Origin of the sequence: Microbacterium sp. cf046, from assembly GCF_900114345.1 — a bacterium.
Taxonomy (GTDB): Bacteria; Actinomycetota; Actinomycetes; order Actinomycetales; family Microbacteriaceae; genus Microbacterium.
Genome location: NZ_FOZJ01000002.1, coordinates 379,195 through 402,820 on the forward strand (window position 1 = coordinate 379,195; position 23,626 = coordinate 402,820).

Annotated in this window: 21 protein-coding genes; 13 read left to right on the plus strand and 8 right to left on the minus strand. The window is 69.5% G+C overall.

Features of this window, described 5'->3' with window-relative positions:
* Positions 1-26: 26 nt before the first annotated feature.
* Together BM349_RS07980 and BM349_RS07985 are read left to right on the plus strand one after the other, a co-directional pair.
* On the plus strand, positions 27-260 hold the full coding sequence (locus BM349_RS07980) for a response regulator (RefSeq protein ID WP_091707198.1): 234 nt from the start codon (positions 27-29) through the stop codon (positions 258-260).
* On the plus strand, positions 247-888 hold the full coding sequence (locus tag BM349_RS07985; protein ID WP_254773787.1) for a CYTH domain-containing protein: 642 nt from the start codon (positions 247-249) through the stop codon (positions 886-888). The genes BM349_RS07980 and BM349_RS07985 overlap by 14 nt, the downstream gene beginning before the upstream one ends.
* A gap of 6 nt (positions 889-894) precedes the next feature.
* Here the strand turns inward: BM349_RS07985 and BM349_RS07990 are convergent, their stop codons facing one another.
* The 3 genes from BM349_RS07990 to BM349_RS08000 form a co-directional block, all read right to left on the minus strand.
* On the minus strand, positions 895-1,737 hold the full coding sequence (locus BM349_RS07990) for an alpha/beta fold hydrolase (RefSeq protein WP_139230901.1): 843 nt from the start codon (positions 1,735-1,737) through the stop codon (positions 895-897).
* Between the two features lie 122 nt (positions 1,738-1,859).
* Complete coding sequence (gene lpdA, locus BM349_RS07995) at positions 1,860-3,257, minus strand: dihydrolipoyl dehydrogenase (protein ID WP_091705912.1); 1,398 nt, start codon at positions 3,255-3,257, stop codon at positions 1,860-1,862.
* Positions 3,258-3,266: 9 nt separating this feature from the next.
* Positions 3,267-3,959: a copper resistance CopC family protein gene (locus BM349_RS08000; protein WP_091705915.1), complete on the minus strand. Its 693-nt coding sequence runs from the start codon at positions 3,957-3,959 to the stop codon at positions 3,267-3,269.
* Between the two features lie 203 nt (positions 3,960-4,162).
* On the opposite strand from BM349_RS08000, the gene BM349_RS08005 reads away from it, so the two are divergent.
* Positions 4,163-4,552 carry a four-helix bundle copper-binding protein gene (locus BM349_RS08005; RefSeq protein WP_254773857.1) on the plus strand — a complete coding sequence of 130 codons (390 nt, stop codon included), beginning with the start codon at positions 4,163-4,165 and terminating at the stop codon, positions 4,550-4,552.
* 30 nt (positions 4,553-4,582) lie between these two features.
* Here the strand turns inward: BM349_RS08005 and BM349_RS08010 are convergent, their stop codons facing one another.
* Positions 4,583-4,933 (minus strand): hypothetical protein, encoded by a 351-nt coding sequence (locus tag BM349_RS08010; RefSeq protein WP_175525246.1) that lies wholly within the window; start codon positions 4,931-4,933, stop codon positions 4,583-4,585.
* Between the two features lie 170 nt (positions 4,934-5,103).
* On the opposite strand from BM349_RS08010, the gene BM349_RS08015 reads away from it, so the two are divergent.
* The 4 genes from BM349_RS08015 (at position 5,104) to BM349_RS08030 (ending at position 8,254) form a co-directional block, all read left to right on the plus strand.
* The gene (locus tag BM349_RS08015; RefSeq protein WP_254773788.1) at positions 5,104-5,613 is read left to right on the plus strand and encodes an FHA domain-containing protein; all 510 of its coding nucleotides are present in this window, start codon (positions 5,104-5,106) and stop codon (positions 5,611-5,613) included.
* Positions 5,613-6,302 carry a transcriptional regulator FtsR gene (locus BM349_RS08020; RefSeq protein WP_091705921.1) on the plus strand — a complete coding sequence of 230 codons (690 nt, stop codon included), beginning with the start codon at positions 5,613-5,615 and terminating at the stop codon, positions 6,300-6,302. Before BM349_RS08015 ends, BM349_RS08020 begins: the two co-directional genes overlap by 1 nt.
* A 100-nt stretch (positions 6,303-6,402) precedes the next feature.
* Positions 6,403-6,945, plus strand: coding sequence for a MerR family transcriptional regulator (locus tag BM349_RS08025; protein ID WP_091705923.1), 543 nt, complete (start codon positions 6,403-6,405; stop codon positions 6,943-6,945).
* A 364-nt stretch (positions 6,946-7,309) separates the two neighbouring features.
* The gene (locus BM349_RS08030) at positions 7,310-8,254 is read left to right on the plus strand and encodes an endonuclease domain-containing protein (protein WP_175525247.1); all 945 of its coding nucleotides are present in this window, start codon (positions 7,310-7,312) and stop codon (positions 8,252-8,254) included.
* A 332-nt stretch (positions 8,255-8,586) separates the two neighbouring features.
* Here BM349_RS08030 and BM349_RS08035 read toward each other — a convergent pair whose 3' ends face one another.
* On the minus strand, positions 8,587-9,393 hold the full coding sequence (locus BM349_RS08035) for a ParA family protein (protein WP_091705928.1): 807 nt from the start codon (positions 9,391-9,393) through the stop codon (positions 8,587-8,589).
* A gap of 73 nt (positions 9,394-9,466) precedes the next feature.
* On the opposite strand from BM349_RS08035, the gene BM349_RS08040 reads away from it, so the two are divergent.
* From BM349_RS08040 to BM349_RS08050, 3 genes are read left to right on the plus strand one after another with little or no spacing between them, the layout of a single operon-like run.
* Complete coding sequence (locus BM349_RS08040; RefSeq protein WP_091705931.1) at positions 9,467-12,874, plus strand: pyruvate carboxylase; 3,408 nt, start codon at positions 9,467-9,469, stop codon at positions 12,872-12,874.
* 56 nt (positions 12,875-12,930) lie between these two features.
* A complete protein-coding gene (locus tag BM349_RS08045) occupies positions 12,931-14,481 on the plus strand; it encodes a MinD/ParA family ATP-binding protein (protein WP_091705934.1) in 1,551 nt (516 codons plus the stop codon).
* Positions 14,482-14,487: 6 nt separating this feature from the next.
* Positions 14,488-14,979, plus strand: coding sequence for a peptide deformylase (locus tag BM349_RS08050; RefSeq protein WP_091705936.1), 492 nt, complete (start codon positions 14,488-14,490; stop codon positions 14,977-14,979).
* Positions 14,980-15,102: 123 nt separating this feature from the next.
* On the opposite strand, the gene BM349_RS08055 is transcribed toward BM349_RS08050, so the two are convergent.
* A complete protein-coding gene (locus BM349_RS08055; protein ID WP_091705939.1) occupies positions 15,103-16,929 on the minus strand; it encodes an AMP-dependent synthetase/ligase in 1,827 nt (608 codons plus the stop codon).
* 172 nt (positions 16,930-17,101) lie between these two features.
* On the opposite strand from BM349_RS08055, the gene BM349_RS08060 reads away from it, so the two are divergent.
* From BM349_RS08060 to BM349_RS08070, 3 genes are all read left to right on the plus strand, one after another.
* Positions 17,102-18,055 (plus strand): ROK family glucokinase, encoded by a 954-nt coding sequence (locus tag BM349_RS08060; protein WP_091705942.1) that lies wholly within the window; start codon positions 17,102-17,104, stop codon positions 18,053-18,055.
* 2 nt (positions 18,056-18,057) lie between these two features.
* Positions 18,058-18,750 (plus strand): lysophospholipid acyltransferase family protein, encoded by a 693-nt coding sequence (locus tag BM349_RS08065; protein ID WP_091705944.1) that lies wholly within the window; start codon positions 18,058-18,060, stop codon positions 18,748-18,750.
* A 128-nt stretch (positions 18,751-18,878) separates the two neighbouring features.
* Positions 18,879-20,216, plus strand: a complete 1,338-nt coding sequence (locus tag BM349_RS08070; RefSeq protein WP_091705946.1) for a class II 3-deoxy-7-phosphoheptulonate synthase — start codon at positions 18,879-18,881, stop codon at positions 20,214-20,216.
* A 36-nt stretch (positions 20,217-20,252) separates the two neighbouring features.
* Here the strand turns inward: BM349_RS08070 and pknB are convergent, their stop codons facing one another.
* Positions 20,253-22,190 carry a Stk1 family PASTA domain-containing Ser/Thr kinase gene (gene pknB, locus BM349_RS08075; protein WP_091705949.1) on the minus strand — a complete coding sequence of 646 codons (1,938 nt, stop codon included), beginning with the start codon at positions 22,188-22,190 and terminating at the stop codon, positions 20,253-20,255.
* Between the two features lie 81 nt (positions 22,191-22,271).
* On the minus strand, positions 22,272-23,435 hold the full coding sequence (locus BM349_RS08080) for a LysM peptidoglycan-binding domain-containing protein (protein ID WP_254773789.1): 1,164 nt from the start codon (positions 23,433-23,435) through the stop codon (positions 22,272-22,274).
* Positions 23,436-23,626: the final 191 nt, after the last annotated feature.

Below are 23,626 nucleotides of genomic sequence, written 5' to 3' on the forward strand. Positions count from 1 at the left end.
GCGGACCGCAGGACTAGGCTCGCTCCATGGCTATCGCACGACTGCACGGCGGACCCCTCGACGGGCAGCTGCTGCCCCTGGAAGACCCCGAACTCGACAAGCTCATCGTCCCCTACAGCGAGACCCAGGTGGTCTACGAGCGCAAGGGCGACCTCGAGCGCACGGGCGATCACGATGGCCCGACCGAGGCCGAGTTCTGGTTCGTCGAGTCCAACGACGAAATCGACCCGTACAGCGACTCGCCGCGTGAGCGCCGCTGACCCGAGCGCATCCTCATCCGAGCCGTCTCGATCGGTCGAGATAGAGCTCAAGTTCGACGCGGACGACGACACGCCGCTGCCCGACTGGACCGCCCTGCCCGGGGTCGCAGCAGTCGGCGCGCCCGAGCTGCGCGAACTCGACGCCCGCTATTTCGACACCGCCGAGTACGCACTCGCCTCGGCCGGCTATGCGCTCCGTCGCCGCAGCGGCGGCCCCGATGCCGGCTGGCACATCAAGGGCCCGCGGATCGGCGGCGGCCGTGTCGAGCTCGGCTGGCCGCTCGGCGACTTCGACGACGAAGGTGTGCCTGATGCCGTCCGCGCCGCCCTCACCCACGTCACGGATGCCGAGCTTCGCCCCATCGCGCGCATCCTCAACACGCGCACGGCGTATGCGCTGCGCTCCGGGGACGGCGCGCTGGTCGCCGAGTTCGTCGACGACCGCGTCACCGCGACCGACGCGCGCACCGGAGTGGTGCGCACGTGGCGGGAATGGGAGATCGAACTCGGGCCGGCAGCATCCGCCGACCCGCGCGCGTTCTTCTCCGCGGTCGAGACCGCGGTGCTCGCCGCAGGCGGCCGTGCCGCGGCATCCGCTTCGAAGCTCGCGCGGGCGCTCGGGTACTGATCGGATTCAGGGCGTGCGGCACTCGCCGCCGTAGGGGACCCATTCGACGTCGTCGCACGCGGGCAGCTGGTCTCCCGATCGCACGGCGGCGACCACCGAGTCCACCGCCTTCTCCACAAGGGCCTCGGAGTCCCAATGGATCGCGTGGCCAGCGTCGGTCGCGATCACGTGCACCGAGTCGCCGGAGAGCGCTGCCAGGGCATCGTGGAGCTCTGTCCACCACTCGAGGATCGACGCATCGGAGTCATCCTCGGGGTTGCCCTGTGTGAGGACGATCGTCGGGATGTCGGCCAGCTCGAGTCCCTCGACCTCGTCGATGGTCGATTCGAAGTCGATCTGCCGGCCGCCCTCCTGAAGGATCGAAAGATCGAAGCTCTCGTCCTGGAACGCCCCGATCGTCGAAGAGTCCTCGAACACCACACCCGCGAGGGCATCGCGATGGCGAGCGGCGAAGGCCTGGGTCACGAGTCCGCCGTACGACCACCCGAGCATGACGTACGGCCCGGGGATGTCGTTCGCCTCGAGCGTCGCCCGCAGCTGGTCGGCCGCGGTGCCCGCGGTCGGGTCGGGGAGGTCTTCCGGCCAGTCCGGGCTCTGCCCCAGGCCGGCGCGGGAGTAGCTGCACACGAGCGTGTCGGTCGCGATCTGGGTCTGCAGCGACGCGAACGTGTCGGCCGCCGTGTTCAGCCCCGGAACGAGGATCACGGTCGGCGAGCCCTCACCCGCGCAGCTGAGGTCGAGGTCTGCCGGCGCGACGCGCTCCGACGCAGAGGTGCAGGCGGACAGGGCACACACCGCGACGAGCAGAGCGCCGATGACGACGCGATCACGCCCAGGCAGCCTCGCCATGCGCGAAGCGTACACCCGCGTGTTCGGGCGCTGACGATTCGTCTCGCTTCGCTCGCTCAACGATCGGAGGTCGCGGCCGTTGAGCGAGGAGCGCAGCGACGAGACGAAACGCGGAGGCCCTCCTACAAGTTGATCATGTGGCCGGCGAGCCCGTGGAACGCCTCCTGCACGGCCTCGGACAGCGTCGGGTGCGTGTGCACGTTGCGCGCAGCCTCGAGCGCCGTGAGGTCCCACTTCTGCGCGAGTGTGAGCTCGGGCAGCAGCTCCGACACGTCGGGGCCGATCAGGTGGCCGCCCAGCAGCTCGAGGTGTTCGCCGTCGGCGATGAGCTTGACGAAGCCGATCGGCTCACCCAGCCCGTTCGCCTTGCCGTTCGCGCTGAACGGGAACTTCGCGACCTTGACGTCGTAGCCCGCGTCCCGCGCCTGCTGCTCGGTGAGCCCGAACGAGGCGACCTGCGGCGAGCAGAACGTCGCGCGCGGCATCATGCGGTAATCGCCCAGCGTCATGGTCTCGGCCTTGCCGATCGTCTCGGCGGCGACGACGCCCTGCGCCTCGGCGACGTGCGCGAGCTGCAGCTTCGCGGTGACATCGCCGATCGCGTAGATGTGCGGCACGTTCGTGCGCATGTGGTCGTCGATGTCGATCGCGCCGCGATCGGTGAGCTTCACGCCCGTGTTCTCGAGACCGAAGTTCTCGACGTTCGGCGCGAAGCCGATCGACATGAGCACCTTGTCGGCCTCGATCGAGGCCTGCTCGCCGTCCTTGGGCGTGTACGTGACGGTGACCTTGTCGCCGTGGTCGACGACGGACTCCACCTTGGTCGAGGTGAGGATCTCGACGCCGTACTTCTTGTACTGGCGCGCGATCTCCTTCGACACGTCGGCATCCTCATTCGGGAGCGCGCGATCGAGGAACTCGATGATCGTCACCTTGACGCCGTAGTTGACCAGCACGAACGCGAACTCCATGCCGATCGCGCCCGCGCCGACGATGACGATCGACCCGGGCAGGTCACGCGTGAGGATCTGCTCCTCGTAGGTCACGACGTTGTCGCTCAGCTGCACACCGGGCAGGAACCGCACCTTGGATCCGGTCGAGATGATCGCGTTGACGAAGGTCACCCGCTCGGTCGAGCCGTCCGACTTCGCGACGTCGATCGTGTTCGCGTCGACGAACGAACCGCGGCCCTCGTACTCGGTGACCTTGTTCTTCTTCATCAGGAAGTGGATGCCCTTGACGTGCGTGTCGGCGACCTTGCGGCTGCGGTCCCACGCGGTGCCGAAGTCGAAGTGCACATCACCCGAGATGCCGAACTGCTCGGCCTGGTGGTGGAAGACGTGGGCGAGATCCGCGTTGCGCAGGAGCGCCTTCGAGGGGATGCACCCCACGTTGAGGCACACACCGCCCCAGTACTTCTCCTCGATGATCGCAACAGAAAGGCCGAGCTGAGCTGCTCGGACGGCCGCGACATAACCGCCGGGGCCGGCGCCGAGGATGGCGACGTCGTAATGAGGCATGCCTCAAGCCTATCGGTCGGCGGGGGGCGGAGACTGGGGTGCCGAGGGGTCGGCGGGAGCCGCTCCCGGCGCCACCGGGGCCGCCGCTTCGAGCGCCTTCCGGCGGCGCGCGCGGGAGACCAGGAGGTACGTGACCGCGCCGAGGACGGCGACCGCGAGCACCCCGAGGAGGATCCACGGCACCGCCGCCGCGCCGCTGTCGACCGGCGCGATCGTCTCGGTCGGCGTCGGGGTCGGCTCCGGTGTCGGCGTCTCGGTCGGCGTCGTGGTCTCGGTGGGGGTCGGCGTGGGCGTGGGGGGAGCCTCGGCCACGGTGAATCCGAACTCGCCCGAGATCGGGTGCCCGTCGCTGGAGACCACCTTCCACAGCACCGTGACGGCGCCGGATGCTGCGCCGCTGAGCGGCTGCGTCACCGTGGTCCCGTCGACCACGGGTTCGCCGTCAGCGAGCGACGCGCCCGAGGCGTCGGTGACCTGCAGCTCGGTCGCGCCCGGATCGGTCGCGAGTTCGCCGCTGAAGGTCAGGGTGAGCTCCGCGGGCAGGGCGTCCAGCGACGAATCCGCGGCCGGGTCGCTGGAGACGAGCTCGTCGTGCGCGCTCGCGGGGGAGGCGACCAGCAGGCCGGCACCGGCCAGGAGCAGGGCGGCGGCAGCGGCGGTCAGTGCGCGGCCGAGGGAGCGAGGAGGAGTGTTCGTAGGCATCCTGTCCAGGCTACGCCGCCGTCGCGCGTGCCGTGGCGCCGGGCGGATGCGCGCCGCAGCGCCGCGGGTCCATATGACGGGCGTGTGAATTGATGCTGAGCGTGCACGGGACCCGATGACGCGAGCGGCCTCGAGGAGTAGCGTTCCGACCAGACGGCACGTGCCGTCAGGGAGAGAAGCGAAAGGAGCGCGACGTGGACTCGATGATGATGGACATGATGTCCAAGGACATGTCGATGGCGGGGATGAGCGCCATGGACATGCAGCTCATGCAGGCCTGTATGGACGCCTGCTCGGCCTGCGAGCAGGCGTGTACGGTGTGCTCGACTCAGATGATGGACTGCTCACCCGCGTGCATGAACTGCGCGGACATGTGCAACACGATGATGCGGACCATGCTGCGGATGCAGGGCACCACGCCCGCCGTGATGATGTCGATGCTCGACGCGTGCATGGCGATGTGCCAGATGTGCATGGACGAGTGCATGGCGCATGCGGACATGAGCGAGGTCTGCAAGATGTGCGCTCAGTCGTGCAAGGCCTGCATGGACGCCTGCATGGCGCTCAAGGACGCCATGATGAAGATGGCCTGACGGCCACCGACGATCACCCGTCCTGCGGGTTCAGCCCTGCAGGACGTTGAACCGAAGCGGTCCCACGGCCAGCACGTTGTAACGGCCGTGGAGTGCCACCGGCGTGCCCGCGGAGACCTCGTGCACCGCGCCGGAGCCGTTCCACACCTCGATGCGCTCGGCCGCGATGACCGTGCGCAGGACGACGACGCCGTTCTCCGCATCCGTCTGCTCGACGATCGCGTCGACCCACTCGGCCGGCGTGGCTGCCGACAGCCGTGCCTGGATCAGGTGGAGCGCGTGACCCGGCGCGAACGAGGAGCACGACACACCGTGTACGCACATGCACGCCGCACGCTCACGCACCTGGAGGGGCGGAAGGTGGCGGTGCGGGGTCGACACGGAGGTCTCCTTTGAGTAGGTTCGGATACTCGCCAGGCTAGGCGGGACGCCTCCGGCAGTCACCTCGGGTGACACACGACGAAACATTGCGGAACTCCGCTCAGGAGGGTCGAACCGGCCCTTTTGCGATGCGGTCGATCCGATACGCTGGAGTTCAGAGGAGGAACACCGTGGAGGACTACCGCCGCCCCGAACCGGACGACATCCGGAAGGCTTCCGGAGCGAGCGCCAACGCGGGTGATTCGCAGGGCGCCAGCGACACGACGCAGACGTTCGGTCACGATTCCGACCTCTCGTTCGTGCCGTTCGGCAGCGACCTGAGCGACGCAGAGCTCGACGCGATCGAGGCGCTGCCGACCCGCGCCGCGCTCTTCATCGTCCGATCCGGTCCGACCGCGGGTGCCCGGTACCTGCTCGACACGGACGTGACGACCGTGGGGCGGCATCCCGAGGCCGACATCTTCTTCGACGACGTGACCGTCTCGCGCCGTCACGCCGAGATCACCCGCACCGACACGGCCTTCGAGCTCGTCGACCAGCGGTCGCTGAACGGCACCTACGTCAACGGAGAGCGCGTCGACCGCGCAGTCCTCACGAACGGCTCAGAGGTCCGGGTCGGCAAGTTCAGACTCAACTTCTTCGTCTCACCGGCTGATCTTCCCCAGACGACGGGCGGCTGATGCCGGCACCGTCCCCCCGCGAACGATCTTCGTCCGCGGGGCTTCTCAGCATTGGTCAGGTCCTGGCGCGCCTGAATCCGGAGTTCCCGAATCTGACCTCCAGCAAGCTCCGATTCCTCGAGGTCCAGGGCATCGTGACGCCGACTCGAACCGAGTCGGGATACCGCAAGTTCTCGCAGGACGACCTCGAGCGACTGCGTCTCGCGCTCACGCTGCAGCGCGACCACTACCTCCCGCTCGTCGTCATCCGCGAGTACCTCGCCGACGTGGATGCCGGGCGCGACCCGGCGCCGCCGACCGCCGCGCCGCCCTCGATCGTCCCCGCGCCGCGCCGCTACCGCCGCGAGGAGCTGCTGGCCGCGGCGGGCGCCGCGCCCCAGCTGCTGAACGACGCGATCAGCACCGGCGTGCTGACCGCCACCGACGGGTACAACGACCAGGCCGTCGCGATCCTGCGGGCACTGGTCGCACTGGACCGTCACGGCATCGAGCCGCGCCACGTCCGCACCCTCCGCCAGAGCGCGGAACGCGACGTCGCCCTCGTCGAATCGGCGCTCTCACCCCTGCTGCGACGGACGGATGCGGCATCCCGCGCGCGTGCGAGCGAACTCGCACCCGAGCTTGCGAAGCGACTCGACGAGGTGCGAGCGATCTTCGCCCGTGCGGCCCTCGACCGCATGCTCTCCTGACCCGCGACCGCGACACGCCGAACCGCCCGAGGCGGATGTCGTTGCCCGGGGGCCGGGCCTCATCTAGCGTTGACATGTCCGATCATCAAGGAGGAAGCGTATGAACGCTCACGACGCGGACGAACCGAAGTTCGTCGCAGACCTCCTCTTCACCGACGGACTGCCCGAGATGGACGACGAAGTGGGCTACCGGGGGGCCGTCGCCGCCCGCGCAGCCGGGATCACCTACCGTCAGCTCGACTACTGGGCGCGCACCGAACTCGTCGAGCCCACCGTCCGCGGCGCATCGGGATCGGGCTCGCAGCGCCTGTACGGGTTCCGCGACATCCTCGTGCTCAAGCTCGTCAAGCGACTGCTCGACACGGGCATCTCCCTGCAGCAGATCCGCACCGCGGTCGAGCAGCTGCGCGCCTCCGGCATCCGCGATCTCGCCGGCACCACGCTCATGAGCGACGGCGCATCGGTCTACCTGTGCACCTCGAACGACGAGGTCATCGACCTCGTGAGCCGGGGCCAGGGCGTCTTCGGCATCGCGGTCGGCAAGGTGCTGCACGAGGTCGAATCGACCCTGGTCGACTTCGAGGCGCAGGCGCCCGAGGTCGTCGACGAGCTCTCCGTGCGCCGGGCCGCCCGCACCGCCTGAGCGCTGCGGGGCTGCTCCGGCGCTCAGCGGCGGAGCGCTTTGGTGCGGGGTTCATCCGTCACCTGTGCACCGTGGGGAGCGGTTTTCGCGTACCTGGGTGACGGATGAACGGGTGGGCGTGGGGGGAGCGAACCCAAGTTTTGGTTCATCCGTCACCTGTGCACGGTCGGGAGCGGTTTTCGCGTACCTGGGTGACGGATGAACGGGTGGGCGTGGGGGGAGCGAACCCAAGTTTTGGTTCATCCGTCACCTGTGCACGGGTGAACGCGGTTTTCGCGTACCCAGGTGACGGATGAACGGTGAGCGGGACCGTGGGCTGTGGATAACGGCGGCGCGGGCGCGTGGAGCGCGGCACAGTGAAGGAATGAACCCACTCGGCAGCGAATCCGTGTTCCTCGTCGGCGATGCGCGACGGGCCGGTCATCCGCGGCGATGGATCGACGGCGGTCAGTTCGACCGGCCGTACCGAGGTGTCCGTGCTTTGCACGTCGATGACGGCGGGGACCAGCCGCACCTTCAGCAACGGACCGCGATCGTCCGCGCTGCGCTCGTGTTCGCGGCGCACATGCATCCGGCCGAGTACTTCAGCCATACGACAGCAGCGATCATGTGGGAGCTGCCACTCCCGCTTTTGCCCGACGCGCAGCCGCACGTCAGCGTGCCGGGGCGAGCTCCCCGCATCCGCGGGATTCACGGTCACCAGATCGACCCAGCGCTTTCGCGGGTCGTCGAGCATCCGACCTACGGAGTGCGGGTCGCGGATGCGGCGACGACCTGGGCGATGCTGGGAGGGATGCTGCGGCATCCGTACGATCTCGTTGCGCTCGGTGACGCGGTCGTACGAGTTCCGCGGATCCCGGGGCACTCGGCGCGGATAGAGCGCGATGCGTGGGGGACGCTGGCGGACCTCGAAGCGGCCGTGCATGCCGGCCGGCGTCGCGGCGCCTCCCCGTTGAGGGAGGCGCTCGCGCGCATCCGACCGGGAGTGGCGTCACGCATGGAGACCTGGGTGCGGCTCATCGTCATCGATGCCGGCCTGCCCGAACCCGTGACGGACCATGACGTCTTCGACCGCCACGGGGGATTCGTCGGGTGCGTCGACCTCGCGTATCCCGAGTTGCGCATCGCGATCGAGTACGAAGGCGACCAGCACCGTACCGATCAGCGTCAGTGGCATCGAGACATCGAGAAGCACGAGCGGCTCGCCGACCTCGGCTGGCGGGTCATCCGGGTGTCACGGGATCAGGTGTTCCGCGACCCCGCGTCCATTGCGCAGCGCGTTCGGCGTGCGATCGACGCGGCTCGCTGAGCCTCCACCGTGTTCATCCGTCACCCGTGTACGCCGATCGCGCCATGCAGCGTGCATTGGTGACGGATGAACGGAGGGCCGATGGCCCTGCGGGCGCGCCCTGGTCACGGGGACGCGGTCGCGCGGCCTTCATCCGTCACCTGTGTACGCCGATCGCGCCATGCGGCGTGCATTGGTGACGGATGAACGGAGCGCCGATGGCCCCGCGGGCGCCCTGGTCACGGGGACGCGGTCGCGCGGCCTTCATCGGTCACCTGTGTACGCCGAACGCGCCCTGCGGCGTGCGTTGGTGACGGATGAACGAAGGGAGAGGGCGCTCCCAGAGATCCGGGTCAGACCGTGTTGCCGGCGGTCGGGATCCGGCCGGTGCGCATCACGCGGTCCAGCAGCGCGTCGAAGTCCGCCGCGAGCTCCTGCGCGGAGTCGCCGGGCCAGATGTGCAGGGGCTTGGCCGCGCCCTGCGCCTGCTGCAGCGACGTGCGCTCCGGCAGCTGGGGAGACAGCACGAGCGGGCCGAACATGTCGCGGAGCTCCTTGATGCGGAACTGGTGCTCGATCGACTGCGGGCGCACGCGGTTCACGACGATGCCGAGCGGCTGAAGACGGGGGGAGAGGCCGCGGCGGATCTCCTCGATCGCGCGCAGCGCCCGGTCGGCCGCAGCCACGGAGAACAGTCCGGGCTCGGTCACGACGATCACGCGATCGGATGCCGCCCACGCGGTGCGCGTGAGGGCGTTGAGCGACGGGGCGCAGTCGACCAGCACGAGGTCGTAGTCGGACTCGATCGTGGCGAGGGCCTCTTCGAGCTTCCAGACGTCGCGCACCGAAGGGTGCGGCCCGTCGAAGTTGATCGCCGACGGGCTGCCGATCATGACGTCGATCGTGCCCGGGTGCACCTTCGCCCAGCCGCTCGAGGTGATCGCCTGACGGACGACCTTCTCCTTCGGGTTGGCGAGGACGTCGGCGACGTTGAGTCGACCGGCGACCTGGATGTCCATGCCTGTGGAGACATCGGACTGCGGGTCGAGATCCACCACGAGAGTCCGAACTCCCCGCGCAAATGCAGCGGAGGCGAGTCCCAGAGTCACGGTTGTCTTACCGACCCCGCCCTTGAGCGAGCTGACGGAGAGTACGTGCACAAGCGACTACGTTACCGTCCCCTAGGCTGGGAGCACACTCAGCCCGATCCCATGGCCACCCAGCGAGGTGTGAATGTTCCGAAAGATCCTGGTCGCCAACCGAGGTGAGATCGCCATCCGGGCGTTCCGCGCCGCGTATGAACTGGGGGCGCGCACCGTCGCGGTCTTCCCCTACGAAGACCGGGGGTCGCTCCATCGGCAGAAGGCCGACGAGTCGTATGTCATCGGCGAGCCGGGCCATCCGGTCCGGGCATACCTCGATGTCGAGGAGATCATCCGCGTCGCGCTCGAATCAGGTGCGGACGCCATCTACCCCGGCTACGGATTCCTCTCCGAGAATCCGGAACTCGCCGCTCGCGCGGCCGAGAACGGCATCACCTTCATCGGGCCGCCGTCCCAGGCGCTCGAGATGGCAGGCAACAAGGTCACCGCGAAGCAGTACGCGATCGCCGCCGGGGTGCCGGTGCTGCGATCGACCGCGGCATCCGAAGACGTCGACGAACTCGTCGCGCAGGCAGCCGATATCGGGTTCCCGATCTTCGTGAAGGCCGTCGCCGGCGGCGGGGGACGCGGCATGCGCCGCGTCGAGAGCCCCGGCGACCTTCCGCCCGCGATCGCCGAGGCGATGCGCGAGGCCGGGGCCGCGTTCGGAGACTCGCGGGTCTTCCTGGAGCAGGCCGTCGTGCGCCCTCGCCATATAGAGGTGCAGATCCTGGCCGACTCGACCGGGCACACCGTGCACCTGTACGAGCGCGACTGCTCGGTGCAGCGTCGTCACCAGAAGGTGATCGAGATCGCCCCGGCGCCGAACATCTCCGAGGAACTCCGATCCGCGCTGCACCACGACGCGGTCGCCTTCGCGGAGTCGATCGGCTACGTCAACGCGGGAACGGTCGAGTTCCTCGTCGACACCGCGGGGGAGCGCGCCGGTGAGCACGTCTTCATCGAGATGAACCCCCGCATCCAGGTCGAGCACACCGTCACCGAAGAGGTGACCGACGTCGACCTGGTCCAGTCGCAGATCCGCATCGCCGCGGGGGAGACGCTCGAAGATCTGGGACTCAGCCAGGAGAACATCGTGCTTCGCGGCGCGGCCCTTCAGTGCCGCATCACGACGGAGGACCCGTCGCAGGGATTCCGTCCGGACACGGGTCGCATCACCACGTACCGGTCGCCCGGCGGCGCCGGCATCCGCCTCGATGGCGGGACGACGGCTGCCGGGTCCCAGATCAGCCCGCACTTCGACTCGATGCTCGCCAAGCTCACCTGCCGGGGACGCGACTTCCCCGCCGCGGTCGCGCGCGCGAAGCGGGCGCTCGCGGAGTTCCGCATCCGTGGCGTCGCGACCAACATCCCCTTCCTGCGCGCCGTGCTCGATGACCCGGCGTTCGTGGCGGGGGACCTGAGCACGGCGTTCATCGAGGAGCGGCCGACCCTGCTGACCAGTCACCCCTCGCGCGACCGGGCGACCAAGCTGATCAACTGGCTCGCCGATGTGACCGTCAACCGGCCGTACGGCGAGCGTCCCGTGTCGATCTCGCCGGGCAGCAAGCTCCCGGACATCGACCTGACGACACCGCCTCCGCCGGGGACGCTCGACCGCCTGCGGGCTCTCGGCCCGGCAGGCTTCGCGCGCGCGCTGCGCGAGCAGGTGCCGCTGGCCGTCACCGAGACGACGTACCGCGACGCGCACCAGTCGCTGCTGGCCACCCGCGTGCGCACCCGCGACCTCGTGCGCGTCGGGCCGCACGTCGCGCGGATGACGCCGCAGCTGCTCTCGGTCGAGGCCTGGGGCGGCGCGACGTACGACGTCGCACTCCGGTTCCTCGCCGAGGACCCCTGGGAGCGCCTCGCCGCCGTACGGGAGGCGATCCCGAACCTTCCGATCCAGATGCTGCTGCGCGGCCGCAACACCGTGGGCTACACGCCGCGGCCGGTCGAGGTCACCGACGCGTTCGTGCGCGAAGCCGCCGCGACCGGTGTCGACATCTTCCGGATCTTCGACGCACTCAACGACGTCGGCCAGATGCGCCCCGCGATCGAGTCGGTGCTCGCGACGGGCACGGCGGTCGCGGAGGTCGCCGTCTGCTACACGGGGAACCTCCTCGACCCCGACGAGAAGCTCTACACGCTCGACTACTACCTGCGCCTCGCCGACGAGATCGTCGCCACCGGTGCGCACATCCTCGCCATCAAGGACATGGCGGGGCTCCTCCGGCCGGCCGCCGCCGCCCGCCTCGTGACCGCGCTGAGGGACCGGTTCGACCTGCCCGTGCACCTGCACACGCACGACACGGCCGGCGGCCAGCTCGCGACGCTGCTCGCCGCGAGCGCCGCAGGCGTCGACGCGGTGGATGCCGCGGCCGCGCCGCTGTCGGGCACCACGAGTCAGCCCTCGCTGTCGGCCCTGGTCGCCGCGCTCGCGCACACCGAACGCGACACCGGCATCGACCTGGATGCCGTGAGCGACCTCGAGCCGTACTGGGAGGGCGTCCGCCACCTGTACAGCCCGTTCGAGTCGGGGCTTCCGGGTCCGACGGGGCGCGTGTACCACCACGAGATCCCCGGCGGGCAGCTCTCGAACCTGCGCCAGCAGGCGATCGCGCTCGGCATGGCCGATGACTTCGAGCTCATCGAGGACATGTATGCCGCCGCCGACCGCATCCTCGGCCGCATCCCCAAGGTGACGCCGTCGTCGAAGGTCGTCGGCGATCTCGCGCTCGCGCTCGTGGCCGCGAAGGCGGATCCCGCCGACTTCGCCGAGAATCCGCAGAACTACGACATCCCGGACTCGGTCGTGGGCTTCATGGCCGGCGAGCTGGGCGACCTGCCCGGTGGCTGGCCGGAGCCGTTCCGCTCCAAGGTGCTCGCCGGTCGGCAGGTATCGATCGAGATCCCGCCGCTGACCGAGGCGGAGCGGCAGGGCCTCGCCGGCGACACCGCCGCTCGGCGGCGGACGCTGAATCGCCTGCTCTTCCCCGGTCCTGCCAAGGAGTTCGAGGCCAACCGCGAGGCGTACGGCGACCTGTCGAGCCTCGGCACGCCCGACTACCTCTACGGACTCAAGCCCGGCGAAGAGCACATCGCCGAGATCGACCCCGGCGTGCAGCTCTATGTCGGACTCGAGGCGATCGGCGAGGCGGACGCCAAGGGCATGCGCACGGTCATGACGACCCTCAACGGACAGCTGCGGCCGGTGTACGTGCGGGACCGCAGCATCACCGTCGAGTCCCGCCAGGTCGAGAAGGCGGACACCTCCCGACCGGGGCAGGTCGCGGCACCGTTCTCGGGCGTCGTGACCCTGAAGACCTCCGTCGGAGACGCGGTGGTCGCCGGCCAGCCGGTCGCGTCGATCGAGGCGATGAAGATGGAGGCGGCCATCACCGCCCCCGTCGACGGCGTCGTCGAGCGCCTCGCGATCGGTGAGACCCAGCAGGTCGAAGCGGGCGACCTTTTGGTCGTGATCCGCCCCGCCCAGTAGCCTGGAAGGCGCGGCATCCCCCCGCAGCGCACCTTTTTCGTTTTGGAGACACCGCAGTGACGCCCGATCGCAATGACCAGACGCACGACGGCGATGCCGAGCCCGAACAGCACGGCGTGCTGTCCGACACGGGAAGCCTCGAAACGTCGGGCATCGGAATCCTCGGCGGACAGACCGAGCAGGTGAGCGTCGCGCTTCCCGCCGACACCGATGACGACCTCGACGACGACGTGATCGACGACGAGATCTCGGTCGAGGAGCTGGGGTACTCGGCGAGCGATTCCGCACCGGTGGTTGCGGACGAGGACGTGCAGACCGGAGAGGTCGTCGTCGACGAGTGGACGGATGCCGAGAGCGTCTACGACTCCTCGCCCGCGACCGAGGAGGAGGCATCCGTCATCGAGGAGCGGCCCTTCGAGGATGCCGTCGCCCCCGCAGACGCCTTCGTCGATGCTGACTTCCCGGACATCGTCATCGAGGCACCGCCCGCCCCCGTCGCCGTCCCGGTCACGACGACCGGCTCGATCCCGACCACGCGACGGGAGGCGCAGCATCTCGAAGCGGAGGAGCGGCCGGATCATCCGCATGCCGTCGAGCGGGTCATCCCGCGCGCCGACGTCGCGATGACATCCAAGCGCCTGGGCGAGTTCGAAGCGGGTCGTGAGACCGCGGATCTGCTCACCGCCGATCGACTCCTCGACCCGCACCAGGTCGTCCGCCCCGAGCCCGAGGGCGCGTGGCAGCACTTCGTCTACTCGATCTCGGGCCACCGGATCAACCTCGGCGACGGCAAGCGCGCCCGCGCGCGCAAGGAGCTCGATCGCCGCATCGCGGCGCCGCTGAACGGCGGCGCCCGCTTCGTGCCGGTGCTCTCCCGCAAGGGCGGCGTCGGGAAGACGACGGTCACGACGCTGCTCGGCATGGCCCTCGCCGACGCCCGGGACGACCGTATCATCGCGGTGGACGCCAACCCCGACCGGGGCACGCTCGCCGAGCGCGTCTCGCGCTCGAGCGGGAAGACCGTGCGCGACCTGGTGAAGGTGCGCTCGGAGGTCACCGGCTACAACGACATCTCGAACATCGTCGCGCGCGACGAGACGCGCCTGGACGTGCTCGCCTCCGACTCCGACCCCCGGGTGTCCGAAGCGCTGAACGACCGCGACTATCACGACATCGCGAGCCTCGCCGCGCACTACTACTCGATCGTGCTCACCGACACCGGTACCGGCATCGTGCACTCGGTGATGGGTGCGACGCTCGACCTCGCAGATCAGCTCGTCGTGGTCTCCGGTCTCAGCGTCGACGAGGCCCGCCTCGCCTCCGAGACGCTGACCTGGCTCGAGACGAACGGGTACGCCGAGCAGGCGCGCAACGCCGTCGTGGTGCTCAACAACGCCCGGCCGGGAACACCGCTCGTGCGGCAGGACGAGCTCGAGGCCCACTTCCGCACGCGGGTGCGAGCAGTCGTGCGCATCCCGTACGACCCGCACATCGCCGCCGGCAGCGCGATCGCCTTCCGCGACCTGCAGCCGGCGACCCGGCTCGCCGCGCGCGACCTTGCGGCATCGGTCGTCGAGGGGCTGCGCTCCCTCGCCTCCGCGGCGTAGGCATCCGTGGCCGTTCGACCCATCCGCCTCTTCGGCGACCCGGTGCTGCGCTCCGCGAGTGCTCCGATCGACGACATCGATGACGGCATCCGGGCGCTCGTGCGCGACCTCGTCGACACCGTCGAGCTGCCCGGGCGCGCGGGCGTCGCCGCCCCCCAGATCGGTGTCGGCCTGCGCGCGTTCAGCTACAACATCGACGGCGACATCGGCTACGTGATCAATCCCGTGCTGGTCGACGTCTCCGGAGAGCCGGAGCTGGTCGGGGAGGGGTGCCTCTCCGTGCCGGGCCTCTGGCACGAGGCGCTGCGCCACCCGCATGCCACCGTGACCGGAGTCGACCTGGACGGCAACGAGGTCGTCCTGGAAGGCGACGGACTGCTCGCGCAGGCGCTGCAGCACGAGACCGATCACCTCGACGGCAAGCTCTACCTCGACCGCCTCCCGGCCGAGACCCGCCGGATCGCGATGCGGGAGATCCGCGAGTCGGACTGGTTCTGACGCTCATCGGTCGTTGAGCGAGGGAGCGCGGCGACCGAGACGAAACGCCCCGACGTCTCAGGGACAGTCAGGGCGTTTCGTCTCGCTGGGCTCGCTCAACGACCGAGCCGATCGAGGGTCTGATCAGCCGAGCGACACGTTCGTCGTCGTCACCGGCACGTTGTACAGCGCAGAGATCTCGTCGGCGTAGTCGTCCATGATGACGTTGCGCTTGATGCTCATCTTCGGCGTCAAGTGACCACTCGCCTCGCTCCACTCGGTCGTGAGGATCGTGAACTTGCGGATCGACTCGGCACGCGAGACGTTGGCGTTCGCAGCGTCGATCGCGCGCTGCACCTCGGCGCGGACCGCCGGATTGGCCGACGCATCCGTCAGCGACATGTCGGTGGGCAGGTTGTTATTGCCCAGCCAGGTCGGGAGCATCTCGCTGTCGAGCGTGATCAGGGCCGAGATGAACGGCTTCTGATCGCCGACCACGACGACCTGACCGACGATCGGGTTGGCGCGGATCGGGTCCTCGAGCGCGGCCGGCGCGACGTTCTTGCCGCCGGCCGTGACGATGATCTCCTTCTTCCGGCCGGTGATCGTGAGGAAGCCCTCCGAGTCGAACGCGCCGATGTCGCCTGTCTTGAACCAGTCGCCGTCGAACGTCGCGGCGGTCGCCTCGGCGTTGCGCCAGTACTCCTTGAAGACGTTGATGCCGCGCACCTGGATCTCGCCGTCATCGGCCAGCCGGACCCCGACCCCCGGCAGGGCGGGTCCGACGGTGCCGATCTTCGACTTCGTGGCGAGGTTGACCGTCGCCGGCGCTGTCGTCTCGGTGAGGCCGTAGCCCTCGAGGATCGTGACGCCGAGGCTGTGAAAGAAGTGCCCGAGGCGCGGGCCGAGGGGTGCCGAGCCCGACACCGCGTACACCACGTTGCCGCCCATCGCGGTGCGCAGCTTGCTGTAGACGAGCCGGTCGAACAGCGCGAACTTGATCTTCATGCCGAACGGGATCTTCTTGCCGTCCTGCAGCAGCGTGGAGTGCTCGATCGCCGTGTGCGCCGCGGAGCGGAAGATCTTGCCCTTGCCTCCGGCCTCGGCCTTCTGCTCGGCCGAGTTGTAGACCTTCTCGAACACGCGGGGGACCGCGAGCAGGAACGTCGGCTTGAAGGATCCGAGCGCCGGCAGGAGCTGCTTGGTGTCGGGCTGGTGGCCCGTCTTGACGCCCGCGTGGATGTCGAGGATCGAGATGAAGCGCGCGAAGATGTGCGCGGTCGTGATGAACAGCAGCGTCGATGCGCCGGGGGTCTCGACGACCTCGCTCAGCGCCTTGGACGAGTTGCGGATGAGCTCGACGAAGTTGCTGTGCGTCAGCACGCAGCCCTTCGGCCGGCCGGTGGATCCCGACGTGTAGATGAGCGTGGCGATGTCGGAGCCGACCGCGAGGTTGCGGCGCCGCTCGATCTCGGCATCCGTCACGTCCTTGCCCTCGGCGACGAGCTTGTCGAGGTCGCCGCGGTGCATCTCCCATACCGAGCGGATGAGGGGGACCTCGGCGCGGATCTCGTCGATGCGCGCGGCGTGGTCGGGCGACTCGGCGATGCAGGCGATCGCTCCCGAGTCGGTGAGGTTCCACGCGATCTGCGCGGGGGAGCTCGTCTCGTAGATCGGCACCATGACCGCGCCCGCGAAGAACAGCGCGAAATCGACCAGGGTCCAGTCATATGTCGTCCGGGCGATGAACGCGACCTTGTCGCCGGGCTCGATGCCCGCTGCCGCGAGTCCCTTCGCCAGGGCGATGACCTGCGTCTGGAACTCGGCCGCGGTGATGTCGCGCCATCCGTCGCCGTCCGGCACGGCGAACAGCGCCAATTGCGGCGTCGCCTTGACTCGGTCGACCAGGAGGTCGGTGATGTTCGCCTGCGGATCGGCGGGGACGATCGCGGGCACTTCGAATTGAACCACGGCAACTCCTTCGGTACCGGTCGCGTACTCGGGTGGATCTGCTTCGAGTGTATCCGAGGCGCTCGCGCGAAACCCGAGGGTGTGGACGCCGCCCGGCCACTAAACTGCAAAGCGCCGTCGCCCCCCGCGCCGGCGGACGCCCGCGGCACCGCGGGGCCGGAGAGGGAGTGCCGTGCTCAAGGTCGGTATCGACATCGGCGGAACCAAGATCGCCGGGGGAGTCGTCGACCCTGCGGGGCGCATCGTCGAGAAGCTGCGCGTGGAGACGCCGGTCGACACCCGTCACCTGGCCGATGCCGTCGTCGACATGGCACGGCATCTCGGGTCCGCACACGAAGTCTCCGCGGTCGGGGTGGCCGCGGCGGGCTTCATCGACCGCGACCGCGCGAACGTCATCCATGCTCCGAACATCGCCTGGCGCGACGAGCCGCTCAAGGCGATCCTCGAGGCGCGCATCGACGTTCCCGTCACGATCGAGAACGATGCGAACGCCGCCGGCTGGGCGGAGTTCCGATTCGGCGCCGGCCGCGACGTCGACGACATGGTCATGCTGACGATGGGCACGGGCGTGGGCGGTGCGGTGATCGCGAGCGGGGCGCTCTACCGCGGCGGCCACGGCATCGCCGGCGAGCTCGGCCACATCCGCTTCATCCGCGACGGCCTGCCGTGCGGCTGCGGGCAGAACGGATGCCTGGAGCAGTATGCATCGGGTCGTGCGCTCCAGCGCGAGGCGAACTCGATCGCGGATGCCGGTGGCATCGGCGACCGGCTCGCCGAGGCCCGCGCCCAGAAGGGCACCCTGAGCGGCCCCGCCGTCTCGCGCCTCGTGCTCGCGGGCGACCCGGGCGCCGTGGAGGCGCTGCGGCGAGTGGCGACGGCGCTCGGCGAGGCGTGCGGCGGGTTCCAGGCGGTGCTCGACCCCGAGCTGTTCGTGATCGGCGGCGGAGTCGCCCAGCTCGGCGAAGACCTGCTCGGCCCTGTCCGGATCGCGTACGAGACCTCGCTCCCCGGCTACGGCGATCGCCCGATCGCGCAGTTCGCGATCGCCGAGCTCGGCAACGACGCCGGGCTCATCGGCGCGGCGGACCTCGCGATGCCCGCGGCAGCGAGCGCAGGGAGCGGTTAGCGATGTTCTACTGGCTGATGAAGTACATCGTGATCGGGCCGCTCGTGAAGGCGATCTTCCGCCCATGGATCGTGGGTCGCCGGAACGTCCCAGTCGAGGGCGCCGCGATTCTGGCGAGCAACCACCTGTCGGTGTCGGATTCGATCTTCCTGCCGCTCATGATCGACCGGCCGATGTCGTTCCTCGCCAAGAGCGACTACTTCACCGGCAAGGGCCTCAAAGGCTGGGCGACCCGGATGTTCATGAAGGCGACCGGGCAGATCCCGATCGACCGGACCGGTGGCAAGGCCTCCGAGGCGTCGCTGAACACAGGCCTGCAGGTCCTCGGTCGCGGCGACCTGCTCGGCATCTACCCCGAGGGCACCCGCAGCCCGGACGGGAGGCTGTACCGCGGTCGGACCGGCCTCGCGCGCATGGCCCTGGAGGCGCATGTGCCGGTCATCCCCGTGGTGATGGTCGACACCGATGTCGTGATGCCGATCGGGCGCACCGTCCCGCGAGTGGGGCGTGTGGGCGTCGTAATCGGCGAGCCGCTGGACTTCTCCCGCTTCGCCGGCATGGAGGGCGACCGGTACATCCTCCGGTCGGTCACCGACGAGATCATGGTCGCTCTGCAGCGACTCGGCGAGCAGACGTACGACGACGTGTACGCCTCCACGGTCAAGAACCGGCTGCCCGCCTCACCGGCCTCCTAAGAGCGCGGCGCGGGCAGTCGGCGGCTGGAGTCACCGCCGGCCTGGAGGGAACCGCCGCCCCCTGTCATGGCGCCCGTGCCCGCCGTCACGGCGACCGGGGCCTCTCCCCGCGCCGATAGACTGAGCGGATGCTCCAGCAGCTTGACGCACTCGACCACTGGCGGACCCTGCCCATCAAGCAGCAGCCCGTCTGGTATGACGCGGATGCTGTTGCAGCGGTGTCCGCCGAGATCGCGACGCTGCCTCCGCTGGTCTTCGCGGGCGAGGTCGACAACCTCCGCGATCAGCTGGCGCGTGCGGCATCCGGTCGTGCCTTCCTCCTGCAGGGCGGCGACTGCGCCGAGACCTTCGCCGGCGCGACTGCCGAGCAGATCCGCAACCGCATCAAGACGGTGCTGCAGATGGCGGTGGTGCTGACATACGGCGCCTCGATGCCGATCGTGAAGATGGGGCGGATGGCCGGGCAGTTCGCCAAGCCGCGCTCGAGCGACACCGAGACGCGCGGCGATGTCACGCTGCCGGCGTACCGGGGCGACATCGTCAACGGGTTCGACTTCACCGAGGGGTCGCGTCGAGCCGATCCCGCCCGGCTGCTCAAGGGCTACCACACGGCCGCTTCGACGATCAATCTGATCCGCGCGTTCACCCAGGGTGGCTTCGCCGACCTGCGCGAGGTGCACAGCTGGAACAAGGGCTTCGCCGAGAACCCGGCCAATCAGGCGTACGAGCGTCTCGCTCATGACATCGACCGCGCCATCAAGTTCATGGAGGCGGCAGGCGCCGACTTCGACGAGCTGAAGCGCGTCGAGTTCTACACCGGCCATGAGGGCCTGCTGATGGACTACGAGCGCCCGATGACGCGCATCGACTCGCGCACCGGCACGCCGTACAACACGTCGGCGCACTTCCTCTGGATCGGGGAGCGCACGCGCGACCTCGACGGCGCGCACATCGACTACTTCTCGAAGATCCGCAATCCGATCGGCGTGAAGCTCGGACCCACGACCACTCCCGAGGCCGCGCTGCAGCTGATCGACAAGCTCGACCCCGAGCGCGAGCCCGGCCGTCTGACCTTCATCACGCGCATGGGCGCTGGCAAGATCCGCGACGCGCTGCCGCCGCTGCTGGAGGCCGTGCGCGACTCCGGTGCGCTCCCGCTGTGGGTCAGCGACCCGATGCACGGCAACGGGATCACGACCCCGACGGGGTACAAGACGCGGCGCTTCGACGATGTCGTGGACGAGGTGCGCGGGTTCTTCGACGCTCACCGCGCGGTCGGCACGCACCCGGGCGGCATCCACGTGGAGCTGACCGGGGACGACGTCACCGAGTGCCTCGGCGGCTCCGAGATGATCGACGAGGCGACCCTGGCGACCCGCTACGAGAGCCTGTGCGATCCGCGCCTGAACCACATGCAGAGTCTGGAGCTGGCCTTCCTGGTGGCCGAGGAGCTCGACAAGCGCTGATCCGTTGTCTTCTGGGCGCTTCCCGCGCCCTAGGGGTCAGAGGCCGAAGCCGGTCACCGTCACCGTCGAGCCGGGAGCCAGCAGAGTGCCGGCGGCGGGGTCGATGGTCGTGACGCGGTAGATGTCCCAGAACAGCTCGAGCAGGCCGGGGACGCTCACCTCGAAGCCCGCAGCGCGCAGCGCGTCGGCGGCCTCGCCCACGGTCTGGCCCACCACGTCGGGAACCTCGACCGGCTCGGGTCCCTTCGAGACGGACAGCGTGACGCTCTCACCGGGCTGGAAGCTGCCGCCGCCGTCGCGCTCGGCGATGTAGACGACGAGTCCGGCGGCGAGGTCGTCGCGGTACTCCTCGAACGTCCCGGCCACCGAGAGGTCCTTCTCGGCGAGCAGGGCGGTCGCGCCCTCGACACTCTGCCCGAAGACGTCGGGCAGGGGTCCTGCCGAGACCGAGAGGGTCGCAGTGTCGCCCTCGAGCGCGGTGCAGCCCGCGGTGCAGTCGACCGCGTCACCCCCGGCGCGCGGCGCGACCGACACGGAGATGACCGTGCCCTCCGCGGCATCCGTGAAGTACTCCTGATCCGGATCCGCGACCTGGAGGTTCAGGGCGAGCAGGATGCCGCGGGCATCGGCCGCAGTGGTGCCGCCGAGTGCCTGCACCTCGCGGGGCTGGGGGCCCAGCGAGACGAGCACCTGGATCGTCGCGGCCTTGTCGAGGCGGGATCCCGCCGGAGGGTCGGTGCCGACCACGAGGCCCGCGGCCACATCGATGTCGTACACGTCCTGCTGGACGGGCTGCAGCGACTCGCCGGTCAGGATCTGCGAGGCCTCGGCGAAGCTGCGGTTCGACACGTCGGGCACAGCGACGAGTGATCCGGGGCCGGTGCCGAACCACCAGCCGGCGCCTGCAGCCAGCGCGGCGAGCAGGATGACCAGAGCGAACAGCCATGCGCCGCGGGCGGACCGGCGCTTGGTGGCGGCGCGCAGGCGCGTGGCGTTGTCGACGTCGTCCACCGCCGTCGTCGGCCCGGTCATGGTCGTCGGGAGCACCTGCGTCAGGTCGCCGGAATCGCCCTCGATCTCGTCGCGGATGATGCCCGCGGACAGCGTCCGCGCGACCTGCGGAGCGATGCCGAGCTCGCGCTCGATCTCGCGGAGGCGTTCGAGCATCACCTGGGCATCGGTGGGCCGGTCATCGGGGTTCTTCTCGGTCGCCCACAGCACGAGCTCGTCGAGCTGCTCGGGGACGCCCGGGTTCTTCACGCTCGGCCGCGGGACCGAGTCCGTGGCGTGCTGGAAGGCGATCTGCATCGGCTGCTCGCCCTTGTAGGGCTGCTCGCCGACGAGCATCTCGTACAGCATGATCCCGAGCGAGTAGATGTCGCTGCGGGCGTCGGCCAGGCCTCGGGTGACCAGCTCCGGGGCGAGATACGCGATCGTTCCGAGCAGCTGCGCTCCGGTCGCGGTGTTCGCGGTCGTCGCGCGGGCGAGGCCGAAGTCGCCGATCTTGATGCGGCCGTCCTCGGCCAGCAGCACGTTCTCGGGCTTCACGTCGCGGTGCACGATGCCCGCGCGATGGGCGGCGGCGAGCCCGGAGAGCATCGCATCCATGATCGTGACCGTCTGCGGCACCGTCAGGCGGCGCTGCTCGCGAAGGAGTTCGCGCAGCGTGATGCCGGGCAGGTACTCCATGACGAGGTACGCCATGTCGCCGTCCTGACCCTGGTCGAACACGTTGACGACGTGCGGGTCGGCCAATCGCGCCGCGGCGCGGGCCTCCTGCACGAACCTGCTCTGGAACACGGTGTCATCGCTCAGATGGCCGTGCATCACCTTCAGGGCGATCCGTCGCTCGAGGCGGAGGTCGGTGGCCACGTATACAGTCGCCATGCCGCCGCGCGCGATGCGCGCGCGGACCCGGTATCGGCCGTCGACCAGACGTCCGATCAGCGGGTCGGCCTGCTGACTCGTGCTCACGTTTCGAGTCTACGGACGGGTTCCTGCGAGCCTGCGGAGCGGCTCACCCCTGGCTGAGCGCACGGCGGCGCCTCCGGGCGCTCACCCGTGGGCTGCGAGCCACGCGTAGGCGGGCTGCTCCCACTGCGCATAACGGTCGGGGTAGGCCGAGATCTGCACGGCCTGGGCCGCGTCGGCGAACGACAGGCTCTCCCAGCCCGGGATGTCCAGCAGGCCCCTGGTGGTGGAGCCGTTGGGGTCGGATGGGCCGCCGTAGAAGGCCCGCGCGGCGCGCACCGGATCGCTGACCTCCTCCGGCGTACCCCATCCCGTGCTCGGTCGCTGCTGGAAGAGGCCGAGCGAGTCGCGGTCGCCCCAGTCGAGGTTGCGCAGCCACGACTCCTGCATCGCGGTGCCGAGCGCGATCGCGATGCCGCGGTCGGAGACGCCGAGCTCGCGGCCGACGCCGATGATGAGCTGCGCGTTGGCGATCTGCTCCGCATCGAGCGACGTGGATGCGGCCGGTGCAGCGACGGCGACCAGGACGAGGGCCGCCGAAGGGATCGTGATCGTTTGGTCCGGGAAGATGATCGACGAACCCGTGAGTCCGTTCGCGTCGAGGAGCGCCTGCGTGCTCAGTCCGTGCAGGTGGGCGATCGCGCTGATCGTGTCACCGGCCTGCACGACGTACGAACCGGCAGGCGGGACGGATGCCGGTGGTGCAGGCGTCGGCGCCGGCTCGGCGGCGGCGGGCGGGGCGGCGGTGGTCCCACCCGCAATGGCCAGGGTCTGCCCCGGATAGATGATCGAGGACCAGTCGAGGCCGTTGGCCGCGAAGACTGCTGGGATCGAAACGCCGTGGCGGTCCGCGATCGCGCTGATCGTGTCTCCCGCCTGAACGACATACGCACCGGCAGCGGCGGGCGTCTCGGCAGGCGGGGCGGCGGCCGCAGGTGCGGCGGCAAGGCGCAGCACCTGGCCGGGATAGATGATCGAGGACCAGTCCAGGCCGTTGATGGCCAGCACGTCGACCGTGCGCAGCCCGTGCCGCGAGGCGATCGCCGAGATGGTGTCGCCGGCCTGCACGGTGTACGTGTCCGGGGCGGCGGCCGCGGGCACGCGCACGGACGAGGGAGTGCCCCGTGATCCGTCGAGAGCGGCCAGGACGCGGGGCGCCTTGTGCTCGCCGGACCTCGTGGGCTCCGCCGCACCGGCGGGGGAGGCGCTCATCAGGATCGCGAGCGAGCCGACAAGAGCGACGGGCACCCCGGCGCCGGCCGCGCGCCGGGCGGGCTGGCGGAGTGAACAGGTGTCGGGTCGCAAAGGATCCCCCCTCTGTGGACTCAGCAAACCGTGTCACGGAAGTCAATTCGTGTCAACCAGCGTGACAGATGTGACTAACGTGACCAGTGTGACGAATGTGGTTCGTGCCTGATCGAATCGAGGGTGCCGGGGAG